The sequence below is a fragment of the Hafnia alvei genome, assembly GCF_900095695.1.
In the GTDB taxonomy this organism is placed as follows: domain Bacteria; phylum Pseudomonadota; class Gammaproteobacteria; order Enterobacterales; family Enterobacteriaceae; genus Hafnia; species Hafnia alvei_B.
Map to the genome: position 1 here is coordinate 42,679 of NZ_FMIQ01000064.1, position 11,542 is coordinate 54,220.

11 protein-coding genes are annotated in these 11,542 nt (G+C 49.2%); 4 read left to right on the forward strand and 7 right to left on the reverse strand.

Features of this window, described 5'->3' with window-relative positions:
* Positions 1-232 precede the first annotated feature (232 nt).
* The 7 genes from flhA to BN1044_RS17755 are packed head-to-tail and all read right to left on the reverse strand — an operon-like array spanning position 233 to position 6,543.
* Entirely contained in the window at positions 233-2,329 is a 2,097-nt protein-coding gene (flhA, locus tag BN1044_RS17725; protein WP_072309789.1) for a flagellar biosynthesis protein FlhA, read from the reverse strand.
* Positions 2,316-3,452 (reverse strand): flagellar biosynthesis protein FlhB, encoded by a 1,137-nt coding sequence (gene flhB / locus BN1044_RS17730; protein ID WP_072309790.1) that lies wholly within the window; start codon positions 3,450-3,452, stop codon positions 2,316-2,318. The genes flhA and flhB overlap by 14 nt, the downstream gene beginning before the upstream one ends.
* Positions 3,452-4,225, reverse strand: coding sequence for a flagellar biosynthetic protein FliR (fliR, locus tag BN1044_RS17735; protein WP_072309791.1), 774 nt, complete (start codon positions 4,223-4,225; stop codon positions 3,452-3,454). The genes flhB and fliR overlap by 1 nt, the downstream gene beginning before the upstream one ends.
* A 6-nt stretch (positions 4,226-4,231) precedes the next feature.
* Positions 4,232-4,504 carry a flagellar biosynthesis protein FliQ gene (gene fliQ / locus BN1044_RS17740; protein WP_025799703.1) on the reverse strand — a complete coding sequence of 91 codons (273 nt, stop codon included), beginning with the start codon at positions 4,502-4,504 and terminating at the stop codon, positions 4,232-4,234.
* Positions 4,505-4,506: 2 nt separating this feature from the next.
* Positions 4,507-5,262 carry a flagellar type III secretion system pore protein FliP gene (gene fliP, locus BN1044_RS17745; RefSeq protein WP_025799701.1) on the reverse strand — a complete coding sequence of 252 codons (756 nt, stop codon included), beginning with the start codon at positions 5,260-5,262 and terminating at the stop codon, positions 4,507-4,509.
* Complete coding sequence (gene fliN / locus BN1044_RS17750; RefSeq protein ID WP_072309792.1) at positions 5,259-5,675, reverse strand: flagellar motor switch protein FliN; 417 nt, start codon at positions 5,673-5,675, stop codon at positions 5,259-5,261. The genes fliP and fliN overlap by 4 nt, the downstream gene beginning before the upstream one ends.
* Positions 5,668-6,543, reverse strand: a complete 876-nt coding sequence (locus BN1044_RS17755; RefSeq protein ID WP_072309793.1) for a FliM/FliN family flagellar motor switch protein — start codon at positions 6,541-6,543, stop codon at positions 5,668-5,670. The genes fliN and BN1044_RS17755 overlap by 8 nt, the downstream gene beginning before the upstream one ends.
* Positions 6,544-7,214: 671 nt before the next feature.
* Here BN1044_RS17755 and BN1044_RS17760 point away from each other — a divergent pair.
* The 4 genes from BN1044_RS17760 (at position 7,215) to BN1044_RS17775 (ending at position 11,541) form a co-directional block, all read left to right on the forward strand.
* On the forward strand, positions 7,215-8,261 hold the full coding sequence (locus BN1044_RS17760) for a sigma-54 interaction domain-containing protein (RefSeq protein ID WP_072309794.1): 1,047 nt from the start codon (positions 7,215-7,217) through the stop codon (positions 8,259-8,261).
* A gap of 227 nt (positions 8,262-8,488) precedes the next feature.
* On the forward strand, positions 8,489-8,860 hold the full coding sequence (locus tag BN1044_RS17765) for a flagellar hook-basal body complex protein FliE (RefSeq protein WP_072309795.1): 372 nt from the start codon (positions 8,489-8,491) through the stop codon (positions 8,858-8,860).
* A gap of 10 nt (positions 8,861-8,870) precedes the next feature.
* Positions 8,871-10,526, forward strand: a complete 1,656-nt coding sequence (fliF, locus tag BN1044_RS17770) for a flagellar basal-body MS-ring/collar protein FliF (protein WP_072309796.1) — start codon at positions 8,871-8,873, stop codon at positions 10,524-10,526.
* Positions 10,501-11,541: a flagellar motor switch protein FliG gene (locus tag BN1044_RS17775; protein ID WP_072309797.1), complete on the forward strand. Its 1,041-nt coding sequence runs from the start codon at positions 10,501-10,503 to the stop codon at positions 11,539-11,541. The genes fliF and BN1044_RS17775 overlap by 26 nt, the downstream gene beginning before the upstream one ends.
* Position 11,542: the final 1 nt, after the last annotated feature.

Genomic DNA, 11,542 nt, shown 5'->3' on the forward strand with positions numbered 1-11,542 from the left:
AGGTTGAGCCACGCAGACAGGACGTCTGCGTGGAGTTTGGGGCGGCCTGAATGGCCGATACCAAACCGGAGCGAAGATGGCGTCGCGGATAAAAGCGCGCGGGTGTTGGGTGCGCGCGCTGGCGCACCCGACTCGAACGCCTTCGCGTAAGGTTAAATGTGAATGCCGCAATTGAGAGGCGGCCGAAACCTGACATTACCCGATTAGAAGATATAAGCTTATTAAACAAAACCTAAGCCAACGTCCCCACAATACTCAAATCACTATCATCCGGCACTTCGTTATACGAAAGCACCTGCAATCCTGCGGCGAATAGGCGTGCGTAGCGTGAAAGGATAGGGCGAAGCTGCGGAGCAACCAGCAAAATAGGTGCGTATCCTTGAGCCTTCATCTGCTCGTGGATCATCGGCATGGTATTTTGTAACTGCGACAAAATATTCGGGTCGACAGGGAAACTATCCAACGCCACTTTTCCCGCCTGCTGAGACTGATTCAGTGCGCTAAGCAGCAAGTTTTCCAATTCATTATCAATGGTATATACCGCCAGAGAACCTTTATCGCCATTGACGCTATTAATAATCGCGCGGCGTAACGCGTAGCGCACATCGGCGGTTAGCAGGATAGGATCTTTGGTTACCGCGGCGCTTTCTAACAGCGTCGAGGCAATGGTCACAATATCTTTTAGCGAAACGTGTTCGGTCAGTAGCTGACGATAAATTCGCAGCAGCTGGCTGAAGTTAAGCGCGCCAGCCAGATCTTCTGCCAGTTTTGGTGCCTGTAAGCCCAAACGCGCATGAAGATGAGTGATATCGTCATAGTTGAACAGGTCCGGTAAATAGTGACGCGCCACTTTATTGACGTGCGTGGCGACCACGCTGGCGCAATCCACAACCTGATAGCCCAGATTTAACGCTTTGGCCTTTTGGTCTGGCACGATCCAGATGATCGCCATGCCGTAGGCCGGATCGGTATCTAATACGCCGTCAATTTCGCCATACAGTTCAGCGCCCGGAATAGCCATTAACTTGTCGGAGTGAACTTCGCCGGTTGCCACTTTTATCCCGTTGATATGAATGGCGTATTGGGCTGGCTTCAGGCGGAAGTTTTCACGAATCCGAATTTCAGGTAGCAATACGCCACAGGTTTCAGATATCACCTGGCGAACACCGCGAATACGCTGGGAAAGCGGGCTGCCTTTGGCGGAATCAACCAGCGTGACCAGTTTATACCCCAAGTTCAAACCGATAGGCTCGATGAGCGGAATACTATCCCAGCTCACGACCGGCGTATTGTCTTTGGAGATAGCTTCGCTGATAGCCTCCATATCGGTAACCGGCTCGGCTTTTTGCACCTTCTTGCTCTGCTTCCATCCGGCGAACAAGAGCAAACCGGTGAAGCTGAGGAAGGCAATATGCGGCATGCCTGGCACCACGGCCAGAATGAACATCACAAACGCAGCGGTATAGAGAACGGTCGGTTTTGCTAGCAGCTGAGTTTTGATTTCATCGCTAACGTCTTCACCATCGCTAACGCGGGTCACGATAATCGCCGCGGCGGTCGCCAACAGCAGGGATGGGATCTGACCCACCAAACCATCACCAATCGTCAGCAGAACATATTGCTGGAACGCATGGCTGGCATCCAAATCGTATTTAAAAATACCAATACAGATACCGCCGATCACGTTAATAATCAGGATCATGATCCCGGCAACGGCGTCACCGCGAACAAACTTCGACGCGCCGTCCATTGCGCCGTAGAAATCGGCCTCGTTGGCAACGTCTTTACGGCGCGCTCTGGCCTGTTCCTGATTGATCAAGCCGGCGTTCAGATCGGCGTCGATAGCCATCTGTTTACCCGGCAGGGCGTCTAGCGTAAAGCGAGCCGAAACCTCGGAAATACGCTCAGCGCCCTTGGTAACAACCACGAAGTTGATGATCATCAAAATAACGAAGACCACAAAACCCACGACGAAGTTACCGCCGATCACTACCTGACCAAAGGCTTCGATAACCTTACCGGCGGCGCCTACGCCTTCGTGACCGTGAAGTAAAACTACACGGGTTGATGCCACGTTTAGCGTCAGTCGCATCAGCGTGGTTATCAGCAAAATCGTGGGGAAAACGGCGAAGTCGAGTGGACGCTTACTGTTGACCGCAACCAATAACACCAACACCGCCAACACGATGTTGAAGGTGAAGAGAATATCCAGCACCAGCGGTGACAAAGGCAAAATAACCATTGCCAGTACGCACAGCAACAGGATCGGGACGCCGACGTTTCCCTGCCTTAATGTTGTAAAAGCCAGCTTTAACTTACTGTTTGCCATGCGTCTTTAGCACCTCTTTCGGGATCTCGATTTGCGTATTCAAACGGGGTTTAAATTCGGTTTGGCCTGAACGCCAAGATTTAATCTGCATCACATAGGTCAATACGTGAGCGATAGCGCGGAACAGCTGCGCGGGTATCTGTTGATTCACGCGGGTGGTGTGATAGACCGCACGCGCCAGCGGGGGAAACTCCACCACTTCAATGTTATTGGTCATCGCCACTTCACGGATATAAAGCGCAATATCATCCACGCCCTTGGCGACAATAAAGGGGGCTTGGGCTTTATCGGGGTCATACTTCAACGCCACCGCATAGTGCGTTGGGTTCGTCAGAATCACGTCGGCGGTGGGCACGGTTTGATTAATCTGCCCCATGGCCATCTGCCGTTGCAGCTGACGAATACGCCCTTTGATTTGCGGATTACCGTCGTTGTTTTTGTATTCTTCTTTCACTTCCTGTTTGGTCATGCGCATCTTTTTGGTGAACATGAATTTGCTTAGCGGCACGTCAATAAAGGCAAACAGGACGATAATGGCCACGAAATAGCTGAGAACGTGATGCAAAATGTCGAAGCCAGCCATAATGGCCTGACGCAGATACATGGTTTGCAGCTGCAACAGCGGCGTCAGGGAGTCGTGCACCATCATGTAAAGCGTTATTAGCAATACGCCACATTTCGCCAGCATCTTGCCCACGTCCACGTAGTGGCTGGCGGAGAACATGCGCTTTACACCGCTGATGGGATTAATTTTCTTAAAATCAGGGATTAATTTATTTGGCGTAAAAATCCAGCCGCCCGGCACCAGACTAGCCACAATGCACGCCACCGGGATCGGGATCAGCGTGGCGATAAATTTCAATAAGATAAAAACGTTACGCAGTAAAAACTGCTCAATCACGCCATCATCATCCAGCTTGTTTCCCATAAGGCTCACTGACATAAACGATTCGCTGATCAGGTGCTTATAAAAAGGGAAAAAAACCGTCATGGTAATAAACGAGGCCAACAGTCCGGTCGCCATCGTCATATCTTTGGAACGGGGAATATCACCTTTGCCGCGTGCTTTTCGCAGTTTGCCCGAGGTGGGTTTTTCGCTCTTTTCACCTGAACTGGCAGACATCAGTTCACCCTCATATTGTCGAGGCGTGCCAAGATCTCGTTGGTTAAATTGAGATAGTGGTCGGGGACGTTAGCGATAATCAGCGTCATACACAGCAGGCCAAACAGCATGCTGATGGGGAAGCCGAGAGAAAACAGGTTCAACGTGGGGGATACACGGTTAAGCAGGCCAAATCCGCCCTGCACAATCAGCATCACGAAGGTGGTCGGCAAGGCAATTAATGTGGCTGCTGACATAATCCAGCCTAAGCTCAGCGCCAGCGTACGCAGTGAAAACTCATTAATCGCTTGCCCAATAGGCCAATAGACAAAGCCTTTGTACAGGATGGTCATAAACAGCAGATGCCCATCCATGGTGAAAAATAGTAGGGCACAAAATACAAAAATAATCTGTGAAATCACGGTGGTGGATGAGCCGCTGCTGGGATCGTTCATCATCGCCATACCGAGTCCCATATTCATAGAAAGAATATGTCCCGCGGTTTGCAGCGCAACAAATACCAGCTGTAGCGTCGCCCCGAACAGGAAACCCCACAGAATTTGTTCGCCCATCAAAATCACGCTGCGCATCGACATCAGTTCGGTGAGCACCACGTTATTGTGCAGCATGGGGGTTATCAGAATGGAAAGCCCCAGCGCGGTGCCAATTTTGATGCGGCGTGAAAACGACTTCTGATCGAAAATTGGGCTGAAATGCAGAAAAGATAAAATACGCACGAAAGGCAGCCAAAGCGCCAACAACGGCGTAATTAACGTCTGAATATCAATGCCCATAGCGATTTATCCAACCAGTACCGCAGCTTGGTGGAAGATATCGATAGTGAAATCGGACAGCTGAGTCAGCATCCATTTTCCACCAAAGATCAGCACCAGTAGCGTCATAACCAGACGAGGCAAGAAACTCAGCGTTTGTTCGTTAATCTGCGTGGTGGCCTGAAAAATACTGACGCACAGGCCAATCAACAAGCTGGGAATAATCGCCACCACAGAGATCATCAGCACGAGGCGAATACCGCTGGCCATGATGTCGCCAGCAACGTCCATCGTCATCATAGCTATAACCCCTGTACGCTAGAGGTTAGGGTGCCGACGATAAGCGTCCACCCATCGCACAGCACAAACAGCATTAGCTTGAACGGCAGCGAGACGATCAGCGGTGATAGCATCATCATACCCATCGCCATCAGAATGCTGGCGACGATCAGGTCAATAACCAAAAATGGAATGTAGATCATAAAGCCAATCTGAAACGCGGTCTTAAGCTCGCTCAGAATATAGGCGGGTGTCACCACGGTCAGATCCTGCTCTTCGGCCGCTCCGGTCACCTGAGCGATGCCCATCATCTGCGCCATCGCTTTCTGGCTGGTTTGCGCCAGCATGTATTTTTTCAGCGGGGCTTCAGCCTTCACCAGCGCTTCTTTCATGGTGATCTGATCGCTTTGATAGGGCACCACGGCATCGTTATAAACCGTGGTCCAAACCGGACGCATCACCAACAGCGTTAGTGCCAGCGCGATGCCGGTCAGGATTTTATTGGGTGGACTTTGCTGTAGGCCTAATGCCTGACGCAAAATGGCCAGTACGATAATAAAGCGGGTAAAGCAGGTCATCATCAGCACCATGATTGGCAGCAGGCCAAGCAAGGTCATCAGGATCAGGATTTCAATTTTGACATTGTAATCCTGCCCGCCGCCGTTATCTGCGGTGCTAAATAGCGTAACGTCTCCGTTTGCGGCGAGCAGCAGCGGAGAGAAAAGCAATCCGATGGTGAGCAGTAGCGTTAAGCCACCGGAGCGGATCAGGCGATTCATCGTGCCAGCTCGCCTAAGTCTTTGCTGTTGAACTCGATAATGCGCAGGCCGTATTTATCGTTAAGTACCACGACTTCTGCTTTGCCGAACAAAATGCCGTTCACCTTAATATCTAGCGGTTCGCCCGCAAGTTTGTCGAGTTCGATGACGGAATCGTTGTTAACCGTCATCAGCTCAGCCAAAGAGATCTCTACGGAGGCAACTTCTAAGGTTAAGGTGACCGGAATACGGCTAAAGAGCGACATTTTGCGCATCTTATCTAGCGAGCTTTCGGCGTTGCTGTCCTGCTGCAAATCGTAGCGAGGGGCACCGTCGCGATTCTGGCTTTCTGCCGTATCAGTCTGAGGAGCTTCAGACAGGTTGAAATCGTCGAAATTAAGATCCTGCGCCAGGTCGGTTTGTTGATCACTCATAGTTCATCTCGGTGGTTTTATCGTTGAATTCAGACAAGAACAATTTGCCGCGGTCTTCTGCTACCACGGCGCTAAACATCTGCTCTTTACCGATAAAGATAGGAAGCTGTTCATTCAACGAAATAGGAATGACATCGCCAGCTTCAATGTTTAATAATTGGGAAACCGTTAAATTTAAACTCGCCAAGCGGCCATTTAGCTTTAATGGTAAACCATAAAACATACGTTCAATTTGAGCGGGGGTAATATTTTCACGTGGCTGAGTTTCTTCGATTGGTCCACGCATATTAGATAGCATTTTATCCACGTGATGGTTATCTAATAGAATAGAGAATCCGCCTTTCTCATAACCTTCTAGCCAGAACGTAACGCAATAAGACCATTGGCTAATTACCGTTGAGTAATCATTTTTAATTTCTAACGGTTCACCAAACGTTTCCTGATTGATAATTAATTGCGTTAATTCCTGAGCCAGTTTTGTTTTTAGTCGCTCTTCTGTTTTTGTTGTTGGTTGTTCTAAATCAGGAGATAGACGCGTGTTGTCTTTACTTAGACCGTAATAGTCATGAAGAATATCGAGCAATAAAATACGGTCGATATCAAATGCAATATTGCCGTAAGGCGTAGAAAAAATTTGCGCGTTCTTGTAATTACAGTCCATTTTAAATGTCATTTTATTTAACGCGACATTAACACGATATTTCTTTAAGAAATAAATACTCAGCTTGGCATCTAAGATGTCAAAGCAGTCGTTCATAATCTTTGGCAGTTTATGATAAGGACGTCCAAGCTTATTCACTTCCAGCTTAACCAAGTCAGGATGCTGGCTTTTGTTGTGTATTCTGATTCTGTTTGCTGAAGGCTGCATTTTTATTCCAAGTGTGACTTTCTTCTGGCAGCTTAAGCTTCTTCAGTCATACCCTGAATCGTGAAATATCTTGGGTACATCAAGGTTTGAATAGTGCTTGCCAAAAAATGTGTAAAAAAATTCATTTGTTACTTAAGTTATGATTTCAGTGAGTCGTACTATTTATTTGAGAGCCACAACTCTAAATCGATAATGCTCGACAATCTTCACAACACATCCTTTTTCACGGGAATAGGATTAAACCTGCATTCCACTTTCTATACAAGGGGGTTGGGCTTATTAATCTATTATTTTTATTAGATTAATATCCATTAATAACTCTGTATCTTGCTGATTATCATGCCTTTATTTTTTAATACTCATTAAAAACAAGACAATGGTTAAGGTATCTATATACTCCATTTTATTGAATCGTCACCTAAGTAAACTAATCACTATGTTTATTAATTTTATGGCGATACGACTGAACTATAAATATGTTTTAGAATTGTTAACTAGAATGGATTGCCGGTAACGAAGAGGGGTAAAGATATTTACTCTCTTTTAATGTGTCACTGCTTGTATAGAGAAAAACACGCTAAGGTTATCACCTTTGCAGCACGCATTAATACGGTATTAAGATACCTGCATACTATATGCAGGCCACTCTCGGTTTATAGAGGCTGCAATACATAATGAATATTATCGTCGATCACAAATCTCACAATGAGAACGGATTTATTGCTAATGCGCCATCCAGTGTTAGCGTGTTTTCATTAGCCCGTCGTGTGGCCAACTTTAATGTTTCTGTACTCATTACGGGTGAGACCGGTACGGGTAAAGAGTGTGTGGCTAAGTACATTCACCATCATGCACTTGGTGAGAATGCACCTTATATCGGCGTAAACTGTGCAGCTATTCCAGAAAGCATGCTGGAGGCTATTTTATTCGGTTATGAGAAAGGCGCTTTTACCGGCGCAGTGACCAGCGTTCCGGGTAAATTTGAACAGGCTAACGGCGGAACTTTATTGCTTGATGAAATTGGAGATATGCCACTTTCATTACAGGCTAAATTATTACGTGTATTACAAGAGCAGGAAGTTGAGCGTTTAGGTAGCCATAAACGCATCCCTCTTGATATTCGTTTAATTGCATCAACCAATAAAGATTTGCAAGTTGAGATTGCTGAAGGGCGTTTTCGTCAGGATCTGTTCTATCGTTTATCCGTGGTGCCAATTCATATTTCACCACTGCGTGAACGTACCCAAGATATTATTCCTTTGGCGCTGCGTTTTATTCAAAAATATCAGGCTTTCCATGCGGGTAAAACCCAGCTAACTGATGAAGCACGTCAGGCATTGTTGCAATATAACTGGCCAGGCAACGTGCGTGAATTAGAAAACGTTATTCAGCGCGGACTGATTCTGAGTAATAACGGCGTGATTAAAGGCAGTGATTTTGGCCTAGCCGCCACACCAATTCCAGCCGCGCCGGGAATGCCGATGTTGCCTGCCTATGATGAAAATGCGCCCGTTTCGGCAAGCGGTGCCGTTCCCGCCATGCGCAATGTGAAGCTGCATGGCCGCATGGCTGAATTCCAGTACATCGTCGATCTGCTGAAACGCCACAAAGGCAATAAATCTAAAACGGCTGAATTTTTAGGTATTACGCCGCGTGCGCTGCGTTACCGGCTCGCGTCAATGCGTGATGAGGGCATTGATGTGGAATGTTATTCGTAGGGGCAACCCCCTCCCAACCTCCCCCAAGGGGGAGGGGCTAAAAGCGTATTCGTGTTATTGACTGGATCGAGATACACGGGGTGAGAACACCGCGGGGCGCTCCGGCGGCTAGAGCCGCTACGACCCCATCGCTGTCCTTCCCCTAATATCGGGCAAAAGTGTGACGTTTTGAACTCTTGTCGGGCGGAAAAAAACATCAGGGTACTGGCCCGTAAAGGAAATAAGTGATGGATAAGATTGAAGGTTTAGGTATGCCGGCGTCGCAGATGCAAATGATGCAACGCATGCAGCAAACCGCGGCGGCAGCGTCGGCGGGCATTGCGCCAAACATGACTATTGCGCCAGCGAACACCTCGTTGTTCCCTTCAGCGCCGCAGTCTGTTTCGTTTGGTCAGGTGATGAATAACGCCATCAACCATGTCGATCAAATGCAGCATGTTGCCAGCGCCAAACAAACGGCGATTGATACCGGCCAAAGTGATGATTTAACCGGCGCAATGCTGGAAAGCCAGAAAGCCAGCGTGGCCTTTTCTGCCATGGTGCAGGTGCGCAATAAGCTCACCACGGCGCTGGACGAAGTTATGAATATCGCCCTCTAAAGGTTAGTCAGTGTTAAACAAAATCAAAGCAAAAATCCCCGCGTTGCCGCAGGGTATCAATAAAAATATGGTGATGATTGGCGCCGCAGCCGTTGTGCTGACCGGCGCAATTGTCATTTCTTTATGGCGCAGCAATCAGGGCTATGTCGCGCTATTTGGTTCTCAGGAAAACATACCGGTTTCACAGGTGGTTGAAGTTTTGGGCGCTGAGAATATTGCTTACCGCATCAATCCTGATAACGGCCAACTTCTGATTGATGAAAGCAGCCTGCCAAAAGCCCGTATGGCGCTGGCAGCCAAAGGTATTTCAGCGGTAATGCCAAGCGGCTACGAGCTGATGGACAAAGAGGAGATGCTGGGCAGCAGCCAGTTTATCCAGAACGTTCGTTACAAACGTAGCCTCGAAGGTGAGTTGGCACAAAGCATTATGGGGTTGGATCCGGTTGAGCATGTGCGCGTGCATCTTGGCCTGATGGAATCCAGCTCGTTTGTGATGAGCAATAAACCCGACAGCAGCGCCTCCGTGGTGGTGCGTTTGCGCTATGGCAAAGAGCTGAACGATCAACAGGTTGGTGCGATTGTGCAGCTGATTGCCGGTAGCATTCCCGGTATGAAAGTCGCCAACGTGCGCGTCGTCGATCAGAACGGCACTTTACTGTCAGAAGGCTTCCAAGCGGGGAATTCCAATATTGCCGGTATTCGTCAGGGCAACGACGTGATCAACCGTCTAAAAGCCGATACCGAAAAGAATATTGCCAATCTGCTGAGCTCCGTGGTGGGTACCTCGAACTACCGTATCAGCGTCGTTCCACAGGTTGATATGAGCAGCGTTGAAGAAACGCAGGAACGTCTGGGCGGCGATCCGCGCATCAGCAACGAAAGCGTCAATCAGGAGAACACCACCAACGAATTAGCGATGGGCGTTCCGGGTTCCTTGAGTAACCGTCCGGCTCCGCCAGCTCCAGCGGCAGGTGCAGCTCCCGCCGATGCGAACAACAACCAACAGGCGCTTTCCACGCGCAATCAGGCTCAGCGTAATTACGCCTACGACCGCGACGTGCGCCATATCCGTCATCCGGGATTCAAGCTAGAAAAAATGACGGTCGCCATTGTGTTGAATAAAGCCGCCCCGGCGTTAGCCGAATGGACGCCAACTCAGGTTACCGGCCTCACTAAATTAATTGAAGATGCGGCGGGTATCAGCCGCGATCGCGGCGACTCGCTCACGCTCGACATGATGGCATTTACGGCTCCGGCCGATATTGACATGCCGATGATGACGTGGTGGCAAGATCCCGCTATTCAGCGCTGGGGTGAGATGGGCGGAATCGGCTTCTTGGCTCTGCTCGCCGTGCTATTTGGTGTGCGTCCGGTTGCGCGTCGATTCAGTCAGGCACGCGAGCCTGTGACCGTTGATGCGATTACCGATGAAATGCCAGATAACAAGCTACTTGAAAAAGAGATGGTGACAACGGATGAGGGACTCACCCAAGGGCTCCCGAATGCCATCGCCTTCCAAGAAGACAACAATCTGCCGCCGCAAAGCTCCGGTCTGGAGACCAAGGTGGAATATATGCAAATGCTGGCTCAACGTGAAACCGAGCGAGTGGCTGAAGTATTGAAACAATGGATTAACAGCAATGAGCGTGATGGCACAAAACAATAGTAGTCGAATCGGTTCGAACGCCAATAGCGAACGTAGCCGCGTGGAGCAAGCCGCTATTTTGATGCTGAGCATTGGTGAAGCAGCGGCGGCAACCGTGATGCAAAAACTCAGCCGTGAGGAAGTGATTCGCATCAGTGAAACCATGGCGCGCATGCACGGCGTTAAGGTGGCGCACGCTCGTCAGGCGATTAATAACTTCTTTCAAGATTATCAGGAGCAGAGCGGCATTAACGGCGCCTCGCGAACTTACCTGCAAGGGATCTTGGAAAAATCACTCGGCGGTGAAATTGCCCGCAGCGTGATCAACGGTATTTATGGCGATGAAATTCGCTATCGCATGGCGCGTTTGCAGTGGGTCGATATTCCCCAGTTAGCCGCGCTGATTGAGCAAGAGCACTTGCAGCTGCAGGCCGTGTTCTTGGCTTTCCTGCCGCCGGAAGTGGCTGCAGGTATTTTGACTTATCTGCCTGAAGAACGTCAGGACGAAGTGGTTTATCGCATCGCTAAGCTGGATGACGTGAACCGCGACGTCATTGATGAACTGGATCGACTGATCGAACGCGGCGTTGCCGTGCTCTCAGAACACGGTTCGAAGGTCACCGGTATTAAGCATGCGGCAAACATTGTGAACCGTATTCCTTCTAACCAGCAGATTTTGTTAGACCAGCTGCGCGAGCGTGACGAAGAAGTGGTGGATGAGCTGAAAGATGAAATGTACGAATTCTTCATTCTTAGCCGTCAAAACACCGCCACGTTGCAGCGTCTGATGGATGAAATTCCGATCGAAGATTGGGCGGTGGCGCTGAAAGGCACCGAAACCGTTTTACGCCAGTCCATTTTCAACGTGATGCCAAAGCGTCAGGTTCAACTGTTGCAAAGCACCACGGCCCGCTTGGGCCCCGTGCCGGTTAGCCGTATTGAGCAGGTACGTAAAGAGATCATGAGCTCGGTGCGCTCGCTGGCTGAAGATGGCGAAATTCAGGTACAGCTCTTCGCTGAGCAAACGGTGGAATAAC